The following is an 18,035-nucleotide window of genomic DNA, read 5'->3' as shown; positions in this document are numbered from 1 at the left end:
GGTAGCCCGCAGGTCAGCCGTTTTCACACAGCCGGGGATGCGCAGTTATTCCTGGTCAGCGCTGGATTGATCGTCACCATCCTGCTCGGCGGCAGCTGCCGGTTCGGCGTGAACGGTCACGGATGGCTCTTCTGGGTTCAGGCTTGGGAAGGGAAGATTCGGGATTTCATGCATCTCGTCGTTCCTCGCAAGTGTGAGTGAAAAGTCTGCGCCAGGCGCGTTTGGAGCTTCAAAAAGCTGGGGCAGGATACACAAGTCTGGATGACAGTTTGGTTTTTTTCCTGGTCGTTTGTCGGTTTTGCGGGCGAACAACGCACATATGCCCCATGAAAAAAGGGGCCGCTGGCCCCTTTCTGGTGATTACTTTCGGCCTTCAGCCGTTTCCGCCACCTTGTCAGTGCGTGCGCACATGATGAAGTCGTTGCGGTGCAGGCCTTTGATCGAGTGGCTCCACCAGGTCACGGTGACCTTGCCCCATTCAGTAAGCAGCCCCGGGTGGTGGCCTTCGGCCTCGGCGATCTCGCCCACGGCATTGGTGAACGCCAGGGCGTGCTTGAAGTTCTTGAACAGGAACACGCGCTCCAGCTCCATGTGGCCGTCACGTACTTCGATGTTCCAGTCCGGGATTTCGCGGATCAGCTCGGCCAGCTCTTCGTCGGTGACTTTCGGTGCATCGGCGCGGCAGGCTTCGCAATGGGCTTGGTTCAAGGCATTCATGAGGTGTTTTCCGGTTCGAGTTGTTATCGGCAAGGTCGCTCAGGCAGCGACCTTGGGTGGAAACTTCGGTGCATGCAGACCCAGCTGCATGGCTTTATGGACCATGCCCATGATGTCTTCGTGGGCCAGGTCGAACAGGCGCTTCATGTTCGGCAGCACGAAATACACCGGTTGCAGAATGTCGATGCGGTAGGGCGTACGCATGGCCTCGATCGGGTCGAAGGCCTGGTGCTCGGGCTCGTCAGACAGACTGTAGACGGTCTCTTTCGGCGACGAGAGGATGCCACCACCATAGATTTTGCGGCCTTGCGCGGTTTCCATCAGGCCAAACTCGATGGTCATCCAGTACAAGCGCGCCAGGTACACACGTTGTTCCTTGGTCGCGGCCAGGCCGAGCTTGCCGTAGGTGTGGGTGAACTCGGCGAACCAGGGATTGGTCAGCAGCGGGCAGTGGCCGAAGATCTCGTGGAAGATATCCGGCTCTTGCAGGTAGTCCAGCTCTTCCGGGGTGCGGATAAAGGTGGCCACCGGAAAGCGCTTGCTCGCCAGCAGTTCGAAGAAGGTCTGGAAGGGGATCAGCGCCGGTACCCGGGCAACCTGCCAGCCGGTGGTGGCACCCAGCACCTTGTTGATCTCGCCCAGTTGCGGGATGCGGTCATGCGGCAACTTCAGCTGGTCGATGCCGTCCAGGTATTCCTGGCACGCACGGCCTTCGATCACTTTCAGCTGGCGGGTGATCAGGGTGTTCCACACCGCATGCTCTTGCTGCGGGTAATCGATAAAACCATGCGCATCGGGCTCGCGTGCCACGTATTGCGTCTGTTTCATGAGGCTCTCCTGGTGAGGGCTTTTCTTGTTATGTGCAGGGCATGCCTAAAGGAATATCCCTTCACCAGCGGTTTTGCACGGGGGCGGGCCTTGGCCGGGATGGGTGCTGATGTGGGTTTTCGTAACGATAATTTTACAAAACTCAGCAAGTGTCGGAAAATTCGAGGTATATGGCTGGTAGAAACCCTGTTTTTGTCAGCTTATCTTTACGACTTTTCTGCGCGGTGTTGAAAAACATCGGCGCTTCGAGAGCCCTCATGCGTATCAAAGTCCATTGCCAGAACCGCATTGGCATCCTGCGCGACATCCTCAACCTGCTGGTGGAGTATGGCATCAACGTGCTGCGCGGCGAGGTGGGCGGTGACCATGGCAACGCCATCTACCTGCACTGCCCGAACCTGATCAACCTGCAATTTCAGGCCCTGCGGCCGAAGTTCGAAGCGATTGCCGGGGTGTTCGGCGTCAAGCGTGTGGGCCTGATGCCCAGCGAACGCCGGCACATGGAGCTGAATGCGTTGCTGGGGGCGCTGGACTTCCCGGTGCTTTCGATCGACATGGGCGGCAGCATCGTTGCCGCCAACCGTGCAGCGGCGCAGTTGCTTGGCGTGCGGGTTGATGAGGTGCCGGGCATGCCGCTGGCGCGCTATGTCGAAGACTTCGACCTACCGGAGCTGGTGCGGGCCAACAAGTCGCGTATCAATGGCTTGCGCATCAAAGTCAAAGGTGATGTGTTCCTGGCCGATATCGCACCGCTGCAGTCCGAGCACGATGACAGCGAGGCGCTGGCCGGCGCGGTGCTTACCTTGCACCGCGCCGACCGGATCGGCGAGCGCATCTACAATGTGCGCAAGCAAGAGCTGCGCGGCTTCGACAGCATCTTCCAGAGCTCGCGGGTGATGGCTGCGGTGGTGCGTGAGGCGCGGCGCATGGCGCCGCTGGACGCACCGTTGCTGATCGAGGGCGAAACCGGTACCGGCAAGGAGTTGCTGGCGCGTGCCTGTCACCTGGCCAGCCCGCGTGGCCAGTCGCCGCTGATGGCCCTCAACTGCGCCGGGTTGCCCGAATCGATGGCCGAGACCGAACTGTTCGGTTACGGCCCTGGGGCATTTGAAGGGGCACGCGCCGAAGGCAAGCTGGGGCTGCTGGAGTTGACTGCGGGCGGCACGTTGTTTCTTGACGGGGTAGGGGAGATGAGCCCACGCCTGCAGGTAAAGCTGCTGCGCTTTTTGCAGGACGGCTGCTTCCGTCGGGTAGGTAGCGATGAAGAGGTCTACCTGGATGTGCGGGTGATTTGTGCAACCCAGGTGGACTTGTCCGAGTTGTGTGCCCGTGGCGAGTTTCGCCAGGACCTGTATCACCGCCTCAACGTACTGTCGCTGCACATTCCGCCTTTGCGCGAGTGCATGGATGGCCTGGAGGGGTTGGTGCAGCATTTTCTTGATCAGGCCAGCCGGCAGATTGGCTGCGCCATGCCGCGCCTGGCGCCGGCGGCAATGGACAAACTTGGGCAGTATCACTGGCCAGGTAATGTAAGGCAGTTGGAAAACGTTTTGTTCCAGGCGGTTTCGTTATGTGACGGCGGCGTGGTTAAAAGCGAGCATATTCGTTTGCCGGATTATGGCGTGCGGCAACCGTTGGGCGAGTTTTCGCTGGAAGGGGATCTTTCGCAGATAGTAGGGCGCTTTGAAAAGGCGGTGCTGGAAAGTTTGATGGGGGAGTTTCCCAGTAGTCGGGCTTTGGGCAAAAGACTGGGCGTTTCGCATACCACGATTGCCAACAAGTTGAGGGATTATTCGTTGGGCAAGTCGACTGATTAAATGACTGTAAGTTAATAGCCTGTTAATCGGGTGGTGAATGCTTCGCGGGTGAACCCGCTCCTGCAGGTGCCGCGCCGCATTCATGGTGTGCGTGGTGCTCGTAGGATCGGGTTCACCCGCGAAGGGGCCCGCAGGGCCCCCAATTCACAAGGTGTCAGCCGTTAGAGCAGCCGTTCCCCATCACACGGTATTCGAGAATGTGTCTCTGGCCCTTGGAGTCTTCATAGGTCATGCGGGCTGGCACGACTTCGCATACATTGGGCACTTCGCTCATGGAAATGACGCGGGCAATGTCCAGATGCTGCGAGTAACTGTACTGTTCAACCGGAATCTGCTCGGCATCTTTTGCTTCACCGGCCATCGCCGCGCCGCAAAGACTGCCAAGTACCAATACCAGTAAAGCTTTCATTTTCTATTTACCTGTCTAAGGTCGTGAGGGGGCACGCGGCGCTTATGGCGCCGCGAGTACAGCGAGTTTTAACTATCGGGATTAGAGGGAGATTAACGCTTGCCTTCGTGGGGGCTGTTACCAGTTGTTAATCGCCTTGCCGTTGCTGGCGAGGTGAATTTTATGGCGGTGGCCGATGCTGAAACAGTGGGTGTTTTGATAAAGTGTTTTGACAGAATCTGTAACAATCCTGTGCCAACCCCCTTGTTTTTTCTCCGACTGGGCTGTAATGCCTGCGCCAGAGCGCTTTGCTGGAACGGGTGTGCCAAATTACTACCAACGTCGAATGGCTTTTGTCGCTCTGGTACAGTTACAAACGGTTCCATACAAAAACAACTATTACACCGAGGTAACACAGATGAGTGCGGCTCCACTGTATCCCGTTCGTCCCGAGGTTGCGGCCACTACCCTGACCGACGAGGCCACCTACAAGGCCATGTACCAGCAATCGGTGATCAACCCGGACGGCTTCTGGCGCGAGCAGGCCCAGCGTATCGACTGGATCAAGCCGTTCACCAAGGTCAAGCAGACCTCCTTCGACGACCACCATGTCGATATCAAATGGTTCGCTGACGGCACTCTGAACGTTTCCTCCAACTGCCTGGACCGCCACCTTGAAGAGCGCGGTGACCAGTTGGCCATCATCTGGGAAGGTGACGACCCTTCCGAGCACCGCAACATCACCTACCGCGAGTTGCACGAGCAGGTCTGCAAGTTCGCCAACGCCCTGCGTGGCCAGGATGTGCATCGTGGTGACGTGGTCACCATCTACATGCCGATGATCCCTGAAGCTGTGGTCGCCATGCTGGCCTGTGCCCGCATTGGTGCGATTCACTCGGTGGTGTTCGGTGGCTTCTCGCCCGAGGCGCTGGCTGGTCGCATCATCGACTGCGAGTCCAAGGTGGTGATCACTGCCGATGAGGGCGTGCGTGGTGGTCGTCGTACTCCGCTCAAGGCCAACGTCGACCTGGCGCTGACCAACCCTGAAACCAGCAGCGTGCAGAAAATCATCGTGTGCAAGCGCACCGGTGGCGACATTGCCTGGCACCAGCACCGCGACATCTGGTACGAAGACCTGATGAAAGTGGCCTCCAGCCACTGCGCACCCAAAGAAATGGGTGCTGAAGAGGCGCTGTTCATCCTTTATACCTCCGGCTCCACCGGCAAACCGAAGGGCGTGCTGCACACCACAGGCGGTTACCTGGTTTACGCCGCGCTGACCCATGAACGCGTATTCGATTACCGCCCGGGCGAGGTGTACTGGTGCACGGCCGACGTCGGTTGGGTCACCGGCCACAGCTATATCGTCTACGGTCCGCTGGCCAATGGCGCCACCACCTTGCTGTTCGAGGGGGTGCCGAACTACCCGGACATTACCCGCGTATCGAAGATCGTCGACAAGCACAAGGTCAACATCCTCTACACAGCGCCAACTGCCATTCGCGCCATGATGGCGGAAGGGCAGGCAGCTGTTGAGGGCGCCGACAGTTCCAGCCTGCGCCTGCTGGGGTCGGTGGGTGAGCCGATCAACCCTGAGGCCTGGAACTGGTACTACAAGACCGTCGGCAAGGAGCGTTGCCCGATCGTCGATACCTGGTGGCAGACCGAGACCGGCGGCATCCTGATCAGTCCGCTGCCTGGCGCCACTGCCCTCAAGCCGGGTTCGGCGACCCGTCCGTTCTTCGGGGTGGTGCCGGCACTGGTCGATAACCTGGGCAACCTGATCGACGGTGCTGCCGAAGGAAACCTGGTAATCCTCGACTCCTGGCCGGGTCAGTCGCGTTCGCTGTACGGCGACCACGACCGTTTCGTCGACACCTACTTCAAGACCTTCCGTGGCATGTACTTCACCGGCGACGGTGCGCGCCGTGACGAGGATGGTTACTACTGGATTACCGGCCGTGTGGATGACGTGCTCAACGTGTCCGGCCACCGCATGGGGACTGCCGAGATCGAAAGCGCCATGGTCGCGCACTCGAAGGTTGCCGAGGCTGCAGTGGTTGGCGTGCCGCATGACATCAAAGGGCAGGGCATCTATGTGTATGTCACCCTCAATGCCGGCATCGAGGCCAGCGAGCAATTGCGCCTGGAACTGAAGAACTGGGTGCGCAAGGAGATCGGTCCGATTGCTTCGCCGGATGTGATCCAGTGGGCGCCGGGGCTGCCGAAGACCCGTTCGGGCAAGATCATGCGCCGCATCCTGCGCAAGATTGCCACCGGTGAATACGACGCGCTGGGCGATATCTCGACCTTGGCCGACCCGAGTGTGGTGCAGCACCTGATCGATACCCACAAGGCGATGAGCCTGGCTTCGGCCTAATTCCCTCGCCGGCAATACCCCCTGTAGGAGCGGGCTTGCCCGCGAATGCGTCAGTTCAGGCTAAGCTGTCTCCTGACCTCATGCATTCGCGGGCAAGCCCGCTTTTGCATTGTTACCCGACAATCATCGGTAACTGTTCTGTCACCGGCCCTGCACAGGTTCGGGGCGCGAGGAAACAATTCCGGCCCGTTTCAGTGCGTCGGGGTCGCCATTTTGTGCATCACGGCACGCTACACTTGCCGTCGTACAAGGCTTTGCCAATAATAGGCCCAGGAATTGCTAGGTCTATAGGTTCTATTTCTTGCGCCGTTGCATATTCTGCACTGGCTGTCAACATCGCTCGCGGCGGTTTCAGGCGCTTCTATAAGTAGTTGTCGCTTTGAAGAAATATCGACTACCGGGCTGTCGTTAAAATGCCACTCACTCGCTCGTGGTATGCGGCCTTGGTCGAACCCTGCGCGGCTCGCGTTGTACTCATTCGCATATCGGGCAGCCGTTACCTGCCTTGTATTGCCCCGTACCGATGGAGTTACCTGATGAAGAAGCTCGCACTGCTTGGCGCCCTGGCGCTGTCTGTGTTTTCCCTGGTGTCGCAGGCTGATGAAAAACCGCTGAAAATCGGTATCGAAGCTGCTTACCCACCCTTCGCCTTCAAGCAACCTGACGGCAGCATTGCCGGCTTTGACTACGATATCGGCAACGCCCTGTGCGAAGAGATGAAAACCAAGTGCACCTGGGTCGAGCAGGAATTCGACGGCCTGATCCCGGCGCTGAAGGTGCGCAAGATCGACGCTATCCTGTCGTCCATGTCGATCACCGATGACCGCAAGAAGTCGGTCGACTTCACCAAGCGCTACTACCTGACTCCGGCGCGCCTGGTCATGAAGGACGGCACTACCGTCAGCGACAGCCTCGATGAACTGAAAGGCAAGAAGATCGGCGTGCAGCGCGGCTCCATTCACGACCGCTTCGCCAAGGAAGTACTGGGTGCCAAAGGTGCCACCGTGGTGCCTTACGGTACCCAGAACGAAATCTACCTGGACGTCGCTGCGGGTCGTCTCGACGGCACCGTGGCTGACGCCACCCTGCTGGAAGACGGCTTCCTCAAGACTGATGCCGGCAAGGGCTTCGCGTTCGTAGGTCCGGCCTTCACCGATGCCAAGTACTTCGGTGACGGTATCGGTATCGCCGTACGCAAGGGTGACAAGGCGAATGTCGACCGCATCAACGCGGCTATCGACGCCATCCGTGCCAACGGCAAGTACAAAGAAATCGAGAGCAAGTACTTCAATTTCGACATCTACGGTCCAGACTCGAAGTAAGACGTCGGGTTTCACCTGTGCAATGGTGCAAACAGCAGAGGCTCTGAGGTTTGCACCATTTTTCATTCTCTAGGTCGAGGACCTCATCATGTTGAAAGGCTACGGGGCAGTCATCCTCGACGGGGCGTGGCTGACGCTGCAGCTCGCCCTGTCGTCGATGGCCCTGGCCATCGTGCTCGGCCTGATCGGTGTGGCGCTGCGTTTGTCGCCAGTGCGCTGGCTGGCCTGGCTGGGCGATCTGTATTCCACGGTGATTCGTGGTATTCCGGACCTGGTCCTGATCCTGCTGATCTTCTACGGCGGGCAGGACATCATCAACCGGGTGGCGCCGCTGCTCGGCTACGACGACTACATCGACCTGAACCCGCTGGTTGCGGGTATCGGTACGCTTGGCTTCATTTTTGGCGCCTACCTCTCGGAGACCTTCCGCGGGGCCTTCCTGGGTATTCCCAAGGGCCAGGCCGAGGCGGGCGTGGCGTATGGCATGAGCCCCCGCCAAGTGTTCTTCCGCATCCAGGTGCCGCAAATGATCCGCCTGGCCATACCGGGCTTCACCAACAACTGGCTGGTGCTGACCAAGGCTACTGCACTGATTTCGGTCGTCGGCCTGCAGGACATGATGTTCAAGGCCAAGCAGGCGGCTGACGCCACCCGCGAACCCTTCACCTTCTTCCTGGCAGTGGCGGCGCTGTACCTGGTGCTGACCAGTATCTCGCTGCTGGCCCTGAAGTATCTGGAACGCCGCTACTCGGTGGGCGTCAAGGTGGCTGAACTATGATTTTCGACTACAACGTCGTCTGGGAAGCGCTGCCGATGTACTTCGGCGGCCTGCTGACCACCCTGAAGCTGCTGGCGATTTCGCTTTTCTTCGGCCTGTTGGCGGCTGTGCCACTGGGCCTGATGCGAGTATCCAGGCAGCCGGTGGTCAACCTTGCTGCATGGCTGTACACCTACGTCATCCGTGGCACGCCGATGCTGGTGCAGCTGTTCCTGATCTACTACGGCCTGGCCCAGTTCGAAGCGGTGCGTGAGAGTATCTTCTGGCCGCTGCTGTCCAGTGCCACCTTCTGCGCCTGCCTGGCGTTCGGCATCAATACCAGTGCCTATACCGCCGAAATCATTGCCGGCAGCCTCAAGGCCACGCCGCATGGCGAGATCGAGGCCGCCAAGGCCATGGGCATGTCGCGCATGAAAATGTACCGCCGCATCCTGCTGCCATCGGCACTGCGTCGGGCACTGCCGCAGTACAGCAATGAAGTGATCATGATGCTGCAGACCACCAGCCTGGCGTCGATCGTTACCCTGATCGACATCACCGGTGCTGCGCGCACGGTCAATGCCCAGTACTACCTGCCTTTCGAGGCCTATATCACGGCGGGCGTGTTCTACCTGTGCCTGACCTTCATCCTGGTGCGCCTGTTCAAGATGGCCGAACGCCGCTGGCTCGGCTACCTGGCGCCGCGCAAGCACTGACCGCTTTGTGAGAATCGACAGCATGTACAAACTCGAAGTCCAAGACCTGCACAAGCGTTACGGCAGCCACGAAGTGCTCAAGGGCGTGTCGCTGGCGGCCAAGGCCGGCGACGTCATCAGCATCATCGGCTCCAGCGGTTCGGGCAAGTCGACCTTCCTGCGCTGCATCAACCTGCTGGAGCAGCCGCACGCCGGCAAGATCCTGCTCAACAACGAAGAGCTGAAGCTGGTCGCCGGCAAGGATGGCGCACTGAAGGCCGCCGACCCACGTCAATTGCAGCGCATGCGCTCACGCCTGTCGATGGTGTTCCAGCACTTCAACCTGTGGTCGCACATGACTGCGCTTGAGAACATCATCGAAGCGCCGGTGCACGTGCTGGGAGTGAACCGCAAGGAAGCCCTGGAGAAGGCCGAGCACTACCTGGCCAAGGTCGGCGTTGCCCACCGCAAGGATGCCTTCCCCGGGCATATGTCGGGTGGTGAGCAACAACGTGTGGCAATTGCCCGGGCATTGGCCATGGAGCCGGAGGTCATGCTGTTCGACGAGCCGACCTCGGCGCTTGACCCTGAGCTGGTGGGTGATGTGCTCAAGGTGATGCAGGCGCTGGCCCAGGAAGGTCGGACCATGGTGGTGGTGACCCACGAAATGGGCTTTGCTCGCGAGGTGTCCAACCAGTTGGTATTCCTGCACAAAGGCCTGGTGGAGGAAACCGGCTGCCCGCGTGAAGTGCTGGCCAACCCGCAGTCGGAGCGCCTGAAGCAGTTCCTCTCCGGCAGCCTGAAGTAAAAGCTGCATTTTTGCACCAGAATAGGGCATGCTGCGCGGCGAGCGCAGCCTGACCCGGCGCACAGACTCGAACGACCTCAGGTTTCGGACCGTACCCTATGACCACCCAGCGAATCGGTTTTCTCATCTGGCCCAGCACCAGGCCCTTGACCCTGGCGTTGGCCGAGGAAGTGTTGCTGGTGGCGCAGCGGGTGCATCCGGATGTGGTCTACGAGTTGGTCTTCCTGCAGGCTGAGCCTGCGCAGGAAGGCGCCTGGCGCCTGCCGGGCGAGCCGTGGCTCGGCCGCCTGGAGGGTTGCCACAAGCTGTTTCTGCTGGCCGACGAGCCGCCTGCGGCGATGGGGGCTGCCTTTTCAACGGCGCTCAAGCAACTGGCGCGCAGTGGCTGCCTGATCGGTGGCCTGTCGGCCGGGGTATATCCGCTGGCAATGCTGGGCCTGCTCGATGGTTACCGGGCAGCCGTGCACTGGCGCTGGCAGGATGACTTTGCCGAACGCTTCCCCAAGGTCATCGCCACCAGCCACCTGTTCGACTGGGATCGCGACCGTCTGACCGCCTGCGGTGGTATGGCCGTGACCGACCTGTTGCTGGCGGTGCTGGCGCGCGATCACGGGGCTGAGCTGGCTGGGGCTGTGTCGGAAGAGCTGGTGGTCGAGCGCATCCGCGAGGGTGGCGAGCGCCAGCGTATCCCGCTGCAGAACCGCCTGGGTTCGAGTCATCCCAAGCTGACTCAGGCGGTGTTGCTGATGGAAGCCAACATCGAAGAGCCGCTGACCACCGACGAGATTGCCCAGCATGTGTGTGTGTCGCGTCGGCAGTTGGAGCGTATCTTCAAACAGTACCTGAACCGCGTGCCCAGCCAGTACTACCTGGAGTTGCGGTTGAACAAGGCGCGGCAGATGCTGATGCAGACCAGCAAGTCGATCATCCAGATCGGGCTGTCCTGTGGTTTCTCCTCGGGGCCGCATTTTTCCAGTGCCTACCGCAACTTCTTTGGTGCCACGCCGCGGGAAGACCGTAATCAGCGACGCAGCAGCAGCCCGTTTGAGTTGAGCTCGGCGCCGGCTGAAAAGGGCTGAGATTTCGGGTGGGTTCGGGGTGTATGCCTTGGGGGTGGTATTGGGGCGCAAATCGAGCGCCGCCCACGCGGCGCTTCGCGGGTAAACCCGCTCCTACGTTCGTTTCGGGCGAGTTATGCCTGTGGCATTTGCGCGCGAACGCCTTGGCGCACACCTCGATATCCCGTCGAACAAACAAGGCGGTCGCGCGCGCCAGGCACAGGAGGGACTGGCCCGAAACGAACGTAGGAGCGGGTTTACCCGCGAAGCGCCGCGCGGGCGGCGCTCGATCTCCCCGTCAACACATCAACATCGCCGTACATCCTGCCCCCTCACAATCCTATGTGAACACCCGTACATCCTGTCCCCCTCACAATCCTGTGTGAACACCCGTACATCCCGCCCCCTCACAAACCTGTGTGAACACCCGTTCACCCAGCCCCCTCTCTCCCGTACACTGCGCGATTGCGACAGTGTTTGTCGCATTGCCGAAAGCCTTGTCAAAACTGGGTTTTGCGCTGTAACAAGTTGTCGCTTGGCCGCAAGGACAGGCGCGGATCAGTCCTTACAATCCCCCCATCGCTCGCCACTTCCAGGCCAGCGTTCCTCTTCAGGAGACTCAGATGTCCGTTGAGCAAGCCCCGGTGCAACGTGCCGATTTCGACCAGGTGATGGTCCCCAACTATTCTCCGGCGGCCTTCATTCCTGTGCGAGGCGAGGGTTCCCGTGTCTGGGACCAGTCGGGTCGCGAGCTGATCGATTTTGCCGGCGGCATCGCGGTCAATGCCCTGGGCCACTGCCATCCGGCACTGGTCAAGGCCCTGACTGAACAGGCCAACACCCTCTGGCACGTATCCAACGTGTTCACCAACGAGCCGGCCCTGCGCCTGGCCCACAAGCTGGTGGACGCCACTTTTGCCGATCGCGCGTTCTTCTGCAACTCCGGCGCCGAGGCCAACGAGGCCGCTTTCAAGCTGGCCCGTCGTGTGGCGCATGACCGCTTCGGTCCGCAAAAGCACGAAATCATCGCCACCGTGAACAGCTTCCACGGCCGCACCCTGTTTACCGTCAGCGTGGGTGGCCAGCCGAAGTACTCCGATGGCTTTGGCCCGAAGATCACCGGTATCAGCCATGTGCCGTACAACGACCTGGAAGCGTTGAAGGCACAGATTTCCGACAAGACCTGCGCCGTGGTGATCGAGCCGATCCAGGGCGAGAGCGGCGTGGTGCCGGCCGACAAGGCCTACCTGGAAGGCGCGCGCAAGTTGTGTGACGAGCACAACGCTCTGCTGATCTTCGACGAAGTGCAGACGGGCGTGGGCCGTACCGGCTCGCTGTATGCCTACCAGCACTACGGCGTGACCCCGGACATTCTGACCAGTGCCAAGAGCCTGGGCGGCGGCTTCCCGATTGGCGCCATGCTGACCACCACCGAGCTGGCCAAGCACCTGGCCGTTGGTACCCACGGCACCACTTATGGCGGCAACCCGCTGGGCTGCGCCGTTGCCTGCGCTGTGCTGGATGTGGTCAACACCCCGGAAACCCTGGCCGGTATCAAGGCAAAGCACGAGCGCTTCAAAACCCGCCTGGAGCAGATCGGACAGCAGTACGGCCTGTTCAGCCAGGTGCGTGGCGTTGGCTTGCTGCTGGGCTGCGTCTTGGCCGAGGCCTGGCAAGGCAAGGCCAAGGACGTGCTCAACGCTGCCGAGAAAGAAGGCGTGATGGTGCTGCAGGCCGGCCCGGACGTGGTCCGATTCGCGCCAAGTCTGGTGGTTGAAGACGCCGACATCGACGCAGGCCTGGATCGCTTCGAACGCGCTGTGGCCACACTGACCAAAGGCTGATCCGCCAGCGGTCCTTTCGCCGGCCCCGGCCCAGCCTCGGCACGAGGCTGAACCGGGCCGGCGATACCCGATTCCAGTGCAGGTGCCTGTGTGCCTGCCGTTTTTCCGTGCCGCCGTGAACGGCCCGTATTCCAAAGGAGTGACACCATGCTGGTGATGCGCCCCGCGCAAATGGCTGATCTGAACGACGTGCAGCGCATGGCTGCAGACAGCCCCATTGGTGTCACCTCGCTGCCGGACGACACTGCTCGTCTGGGCGACAAGATTGCCGCCTCTGAGACATCCTTCGCCGCCGAGGTCAGCTTTAACGGTGAAGAGAGTTACTTTTTCGTGCTTGAAGACAGTGAAACAGGCAAGTTGGCCGGCTGCTCGGCCATCGTCGCTTCGGCCGGGTACTCTGAGCCGTTCTACAGTTTTCGTAACGAAACATTCGTGCACGCCTCGCGTGAGCTGAAGATACACAACAAGATCCATGTGCTGTCGCTGTGTCACGATCTGACCGGCAACAGCCTGCTGACCAGCTTCTATGTGGCGCCGGAACTGGTGAACAGTGGCTGGGCTGAGCTCAATTCGCGCGGCCGACTGCTGTTCATGGCTGCGCACCCGGAGCGTTTCGCCGATTCAGTGGTGACCGAGATTGTCGGCTTCAGCGACGAGCAGGGTGAATCACCGTTCTGGGACGCCATCGGCCGCAACTTCTTCGACCTCAACTATGCCGACGCCGAGCGCCTGTGCGGCCTGAAGAGCCGTACCTTTCTCGCCGAGCTGATGCCGCATTACCCGATCTACGTGCCGTTGCTGCCAGACCTGGCGCAGGAAGCCATGGGCCAGGTACATCCGCGGGCACAGATCACCTTCGACATACTCATGCGCGAAGGCTTCGAGACCGAGCACTACATCGACATTTTCGACGGCGGCCCGACCCTGCATGCGCGCACCTCTGGCATTCGCTCGATCGCCCAGAGCCGGGTTGTACCGGTGAAGATCGAAGAGGCCCCGGTCAAAGGCGGGCGCCCGTACCTGGTGTGCAACGGCCTGTTGCAGGACTACCGCGCGGTGTTGCTGGACCTGGACTGGGTGCCTGGCAAACCGGTCAGCCTGAGCGTGGCTGCAGCCGACGCGCTGGGCGTGGGCGAGGGCGCCAGCGTGCGCCTGGTTGCGGTTTGAGGTCTGGCAACAGACGTTTCGGGATTGATGCGTTAGCAGAGTTTCGCGGCGGCCGATGCCGCCGCACAAGGAGATAGCATGATCGTTCGTCCTGTACGCAGCAGCGATTTGCCTGCGTTGATCGAATTGGCACGCAGCACCGGCACCACCGGGCTGACCACGCTGCCGGCCAACGAAGAGCGCCTGGGGCATCGCGTTGGTTGGGCGGAAAAAAGCTTTCGTGGCGAGGCTGAGCGTGGCGACACCGATTACCTGTTCGTGCTGGAAAACGACGAAGGTCTGGTGGTGGGCATCAGCGCCATCGCCGGCGCCGTCGGCCTGCGTGAGCCCTGGTACAACTATCGGGTCGGCCTGACGGTCAGCGCCTCGCAGGAGCTGAAGATCTACCGCGAAATCCCGACGCTGTTCCTGGCCAACGACCTGACTGGCAACTCCGAGCTGTGCTCGCTGTTCCTGCGCAGCGACCACCGCTCCGGCCTCAATGGCCGCCTGCTGTCGCGCGCGCGTATGCTGTTCATTGCCGAGTTCCCGGAGCTTTTCGGCAAGAAAATCATTGCCGAGATGCGCGGCATGTCTGACGAGCAGGGCCGTTCACCGTTCTGGGAAAGCCTGGGTCGTCATTTCTTCAAGATGGAGTTCAGCCAGGCCGACTACCTCACCGGCGTGGGCAACAAGTCGTTCATCGCCGAGCTGATGCCCAAGTTCCCGCTGTACACTTGCTTCCTGTCCGAGGCCGCGCGCAACGTGATCGGCCGCGTGCACAAAGACACCGAGCCGGCGTTGGCCATGCTCAAGCAGGAAGGCTTCAACTACCAGGGCTACGTCGACATCTTCGACGCCGGCCCGGCCATCGAATGTGACACTGCCAAGATCCGCGCCGTGCGCGAGAGCCAGACCCTGGTGCTGGCGATCGGTACGCCAGGCGATGACGCGACCCCTTTCATCATCCACAACCGCAAGCGCGACGACTGCCGTATCACTGCTGCACCTGCACGGTTGGCTGCCGGTACTCTGGTGGTCGACCCGTTGACCGCCAAGCGCTTGCGCATGGGCGTCGGCGACAATGTGCGTGCGGTGCCGCTGTCGGCCAGCCGGGAGGCCCAGTAAATGACCACGCATTACATCGCAGGCAGTTGGCAGGCCGGCCAGGGTGAAACCCTGCAGTCGCTCAATCCGGTGACACAGGCCGTGATCTGGCAAGGGCAGGGCGCTGACGCCAGCCAGGTCGACGCTGCCGTGCAGGCTGCGCGGCAGGCTTTCCCGGCCTGGGCGCAGTTGAGCCTGGAGGCACGTATCGATGTGCTGGAGAAGTTTGCCGCGCAGTTGAAAGTGCATGCCGAAGCCATGGCCCAGTGCATTGGCGAGGAAACCGGAAAGCCGCTGTGGGAATCTGCGACTGAAGTCACCAGCATGATCAACAAGGTGGCGATTTCGGTACAGAGCTACCGCGAGCGCACCGGCGAAAAGAGTGGCCCGCTGGCCGATGCCACGGCTGTGCTGCGGCACAAGCCTCACGGCGTCGTGGCGGTGTTCGGCCCCTACAACTTCCCCGGGCACCTGCCCAATGGCCATATCGTGCCGGCGCTGCTGGCAGGCAACTGCGTGGTGTTCAAACCCAGCGAGCTGACCCCCAAGGTCGCTGAGCTTACCGTTAACTGCTGGATTGCTGCCGGCCTGCCGGCGGGTGTGCTGAACCTGGTGCAGGGCGCACGCGAAACCGGTGTGGCTCTGGCCGCCAACCCAGGTATCGATGGCCTGTTCTTCACCGGCTCCAGCCGTACCGGCAACCTGCTGCATCAACAGTTCGCAGGCCGCCCAGACAAGATTCTGGCCCTGGAAATGGGGGGTAACAACCCGCTCGTGGTGGACGAGGTCAAGGACCTCGACGCAGCGGTGTATACCATTATCCAGTCGGCGTTCATTTCCGCTGGTCAACGCTGCACCTGCGCGCGGCGCTTGCTGGTACCGCAAGGCGCCTGGGGCGATGCGCTGATCGCGCGCCTGGTCGAGGTCTGCAAAACCATCACGGTGGGGGCGTTCGATGAGCAGCCGGCGCCTTTCATGGGCTCGGTGATTTCGCTGCAGGCGGCTCGGGCGCTGCTAGCCGCCCAGGCCGAACTGGCCGCCAAAGGTGGCGTGAAACTGCTGGAAATGGCCCAGCCACAGGCCGATGCCGCATTGCTGACTCCGGGCATTGTCGATGTCACCGCCGTGGCTGACCGCCCGGACGAAGAGTTTTTCGGCCCGCTGCTGCAGGTGATCCGCTACGCCGACTTCGATGCTGCCATCGATGAAGCCAACAACACCCAGTATGGCCTGGCCGCTGGCTTATTGTCTGATTCGCGAGCCCGCTACCAGTACTTCTGGCTGCGCAGCCGCGCCGGCATCGTCAACTGGAACAAACAGCTGACGGGGGCTGCCAGCAGCGCGCCGTTCGGTGGTGTGGGAGCCAGTGGCAACCATCGCGCCAGTGCCTATTACGCAGCCGACTACTGCGCTTACCCCGTGGCTTCGCTGGAGACCGCCAGCCTTGCCTTGCCGGCGACCCTGACGCCGGGCGTCACCCTATAACAACAGGTCACGGAGCCTAGCCGATGAAATCCTATGAAGTGAATTTTGATGGCCTGGTGGGGCCTACCCACAACTATGGCGGCCTGTCTTACGGTAACGTGGCTTCGCAGAGCAACAGCCAGCAGGGGTCCAACCCGCGTGAGGCAGCGCGCCAGGGCCTGGCGAAGATGAAAGCGCTGGCCGACATGGGCTTCAAGCAGGGTGTTCTGGCGCCACAAGAGCGCCCGGACGTGGCGGCGCTGCGCCGCCTGGGGTTCAGTGGTAGCGATGCCGAAGTTATCCAGCGCGCCGCCCGCGAGGCCATGCCGTTGCTGGTGGCCAGTTGCTCGGCCTCGAGCATGTGGGTGGCCAACGCCGCGACAGTCAGCCCGAGTGCCGACACTGCTGACGGTCGCGTGCACTTCACCGCCGCCAACCTCAACTGCAAATATCACCGCAGCATCGAGCACCCGACCACCAGCCGCGTGCTGGGCGCCATGTTCAACAACGACAGGCACTTTGCCCACCACGGCGCGCTACCTGCCGTGGCACAGTTCGGTGATGAGGGTGCGGCCAACCACACGCGCTTCTGCCGCGCCTATGGCGAGCCTGGTGTGGAGTTCTTTGTCTACGGCCGCAGCGCTTTCGACAGCCGTTACCCGGCGCCACAGAAGTACCCGGCCCGGCAAACCCTGGAGGCCTCGCAGGCTGTGGCCCGGCTGCACGGCCTGAGCGATGACGGAGTGGTCTACGCTCAACAGAACCCGTCGGTGATCGACCAGGGCGTGTTCCACAATGATGTGATTTCGGTGGGTAACGGCGAAGTGCTGTTCTACCACGAGGACGCGTTCCTCGAGACCGACGCGGTACTTGGGCAGTTGCGAGCTAAACTGGCCAGCAAGGGTGGCAACTTCCAGGCCATCTGCGTGCCCAGGGCCGCGGTGGCGGTGGAGGATGCGGTGCGTTCCTACCTGTTCAACAGCCAGCTGCTGAGCCGCGACGATGGTTCCATGCTGTTGGTCGTGCCGGAAGAGTGCCGCAACAACGAGCGGGTCTGGGCTTATCTCGGCCAGTTGACCAGCCAGGGAGGCCCGGTGAAGGAGGTCAAGGTGTTCGACCTCAAGCAGAGCATGCAAAACGGCGGCGGCCCAGCCTGCCTGCGTTTGCGCGTGGCTTTGAAGGAATCGGAACTGGCGGCGGTCAACCAAGGCGTTATCATGACGGCCTCGCTGTATGACACGCTGCTGCAGTGGGTGGACAGGCACTACCGCGATCGCCTTGGCGAAGCTGACCTGGCTGACCCGCAACTGCTGGTGGAGTGCCGTACGGCACTGGACGAATTGACCCAGATCCTGAAGTTGGGCTCGGTGTATCCGTTCCAACGCCAACCTTGAAGAGAGACTCTGTAATGACCGACGCCTTGCGCCTGATCCTCGAAGATGAAGACGGCACCCAGCTGGAAACTTCCTGCACCCGCTTTGCTGTGGTCTGGCAAGGCAAGGAAGTGTGGATTCAGCAGGATGGCCGTGGCCAGCTGCTGATCGGTGTGGATGTCGAGGAAGACGACACTGAGTATGCCAACTTGCTGCTACGCCCGATGGCCACCAACCTGGTCAGCCTGCAGCTGGAAATGGAACCGGCAGAGCTTGGCGAAGACGACGATCACGTTCATGGCCCTGACTGCGGTCACCACCACTAAGGAAG

17 protein-coding genes are annotated in these 18,035 nt (G+C 61.2%); 13 read left to right on the top strand and 4 right to left on the bottom strand.

Features of this window, described 5'->3' with window-relative positions; all coding sequences use genetic code 11:
- Positions 1 to 45: 45 nt before the first annotated feature.
- From ACF8EF_RS09990 to phhA, 3 genes are all read right to left on the bottom strand, one after another.
- Positions 46 to 174, bottom strand: coding sequence for a hypothetical protein (locus ACF8EF_RS09990; protein ID WP_003254533.1), 129 nt, complete (start codon positions 172 to 174; stop codon positions 46 to 48).
- A gap of 186 nt (positions 175 to 360) precedes the next feature.
- Positions 361 to 717, bottom strand: a complete 357-nt coding sequence (locus ACF8EF_RS09985) for a 4a-hydroxytetrahydrobiopterin dehydratase (protein ID WP_003254532.1) — start codon at positions 715 to 717, stop codon at positions 361 to 363.
- 39 nt (positions 718 to 756) lie between these two features.
- Complete coding sequence (gene phhA, locus ACF8EF_RS09980; protein WP_003254528.1) at positions 757 to 1,545, bottom strand: phenylalanine 4-monooxygenase; 789 nt, start codon at positions 1,543 to 1,545, stop codon at positions 757 to 759.
- Between the two features lie 257 nt (positions 1,546 to 1,802).
- Here phhA and ACF8EF_RS09975 point away from each other — a divergent pair, with 257 nt between their 5' ends.
- Positions 1,803 to 3,362 carry a sigma-54-dependent phenylalanine hydroxylase transcriptional regulator PhhR gene (locus ACF8EF_RS09975; RefSeq protein WP_014590097.1) on the top strand — a complete coding sequence of 520 codons (1,560 nt, stop codon included), beginning with the start codon at positions 1,803 to 1,805 and terminating at the stop codon, positions 3,360 to 3,362.
- A gap of 154 nt (positions 3,363 to 3,516) precedes the next feature.
- Here the strand turns inward: ACF8EF_RS09975 and ACF8EF_RS09970 are convergent, their stop codons facing one another.
- Positions 3,517 to 3,771: a DUF2790 domain-containing protein gene (locus ACF8EF_RS09970; RefSeq protein ID WP_021783457.1), complete on the bottom strand. Its 255-nt coding sequence runs from the start codon at positions 3,769 to 3,771 to the stop codon at positions 3,517 to 3,519.
- Positions 3,772 to 4,168: 397 nt separating this feature from the next.
- On the opposite strand from ACF8EF_RS09970, the gene acs reads away from it, so the two are divergent.
- The 12 genes from acs (at position 4,169) to ACF8EF_RS09910 (ending at position 18,030) form a co-directional block, all read left to right on the top strand.
- Positions 4,169 to 6,130: an acetate--CoA ligase gene (gene acs, locus ACF8EF_RS09965; protein WP_176685224.1), complete on the top strand. Its 1,962-nt coding sequence runs from the start codon at positions 4,169 to 4,171 to the stop codon at positions 6,128 to 6,130.
- Between the two features lie 536 nt (positions 6,131 to 6,666).
- The gene (locus tag ACF8EF_RS09960) at positions 6,667 to 7,452 is read left to right on the top strand and encodes an ABC transporter substrate-binding protein (RefSeq protein WP_012051577.1); all 786 of its coding nucleotides are present in this window, start codon (positions 6,667 to 6,669) and stop codon (positions 7,450 to 7,452) included.
- Positions 7,453 to 7,540: 88 nt separating this feature from the next.
- On the top strand, positions 7,541 to 8,230 hold the full coding sequence (locus ACF8EF_RS09955; protein WP_392460951.1) for an ABC transporter permease: 690 nt from the start codon (positions 7,541 to 7,543) through the stop codon (positions 8,228 to 8,230).
- Complete coding sequence (locus ACF8EF_RS09950) at positions 8,227 to 8,925, top strand: ABC transporter permease (RefSeq protein WP_176685226.1); 699 nt, start codon at positions 8,227 to 8,229, stop codon at positions 8,923 to 8,925. The genes ACF8EF_RS09955 and ACF8EF_RS09950 overlap by 4 nt, the downstream gene beginning before the upstream one ends.
- A 22-nt stretch (positions 8,926 to 8,947) precedes the next feature.
- Positions 8,948 to 9,712: an ABC transporter ATP-binding protein gene (locus ACF8EF_RS09945; RefSeq protein ID WP_028699586.1), complete on the top strand. Its 765-nt coding sequence runs from the start codon at positions 8,948 to 8,950 to the stop codon at positions 9,710 to 9,712.
- Between the two features lie 98 nt (positions 9,713 to 9,810).
- Positions 9,811 to 10,791, top strand: coding sequence for a transcriptional regulator ArgR (argR, locus tag ACF8EF_RS09940; RefSeq protein WP_021783461.1), 981 nt, complete (start codon positions 9,811 to 9,813; stop codon positions 10,789 to 10,791).
- Positions 10,792 to 11,393: 602 nt separating this feature from the next.
- Entirely contained in the window at positions 11,394 to 12,614 is a 1,221-nt protein-coding gene (locus tag ACF8EF_RS09935; RefSeq protein ID WP_176685228.1) for an aspartate aminotransferase family protein, read from the top strand.
- Between the two features lie 147 nt (positions 12,615 to 12,761).
- A complete protein-coding gene (gene aruF / locus ACF8EF_RS09930; RefSeq protein ID WP_010955177.1) occupies positions 12,762 to 13,781 on the top strand; it encodes an arginine/ornithine succinyltransferase subunit alpha in 1,020 nt (339 codons plus the stop codon).
- Between the two features lie 78 nt (positions 13,782 to 13,859).
- Positions 13,860 to 14,888 carry an arginine N-succinyltransferase gene (astA, locus tag ACF8EF_RS09925; protein WP_176685229.1) on the top strand — a complete coding sequence of 343 codons (1,029 nt, stop codon included), beginning with the start codon at positions 13,860 to 13,862 and terminating at the stop codon, positions 14,886 to 14,888.
- Entirely contained in the window at positions 14,889 to 16,352 is a 1,464-nt protein-coding gene (gene astD / locus ACF8EF_RS09920) for a succinylglutamate-semialdehyde dehydrogenase (protein ID WP_176685230.1), read from the top strand.
- Positions 16,353 to 16,375: 23 nt separating this feature from the next.
- Complete coding sequence (gene astB / locus ACF8EF_RS09915) at positions 16,376 to 17,725, top strand: N-succinylarginine dihydrolase (protein WP_209967397.1); 1,350 nt, start codon at positions 16,376 to 16,378, stop codon at positions 17,723 to 17,725.
- Positions 17,726 to 17,739: 14 nt separating this feature from the next.
- Positions 17,740 to 18,030, top strand: coding sequence for a topoisomerase II (locus ACF8EF_RS09910; RefSeq protein ID WP_003254508.1), 291 nt, complete (start codon positions 17,740 to 17,742; stop codon positions 18,028 to 18,030).
- The last annotated feature ends 5 nt before the right edge of the window (positions 18,031 to 18,035 follow it).

The organism is Pseudomonas sp. zjy_15, from assembly GCF_043101865.1.
In the GTDB taxonomy this organism is placed as follows: Bacteria; Pseudomonadota; Gammaproteobacteria; order Pseudomonadales; family Pseudomonadaceae; genus Aquipseudomonas; species Aquipseudomonas putida_Y.
The sequence above is the reverse complement of the archived record's forward strand: the minus strand, read 5'-3'. Positions and strand labels throughout refer to the sequence as shown.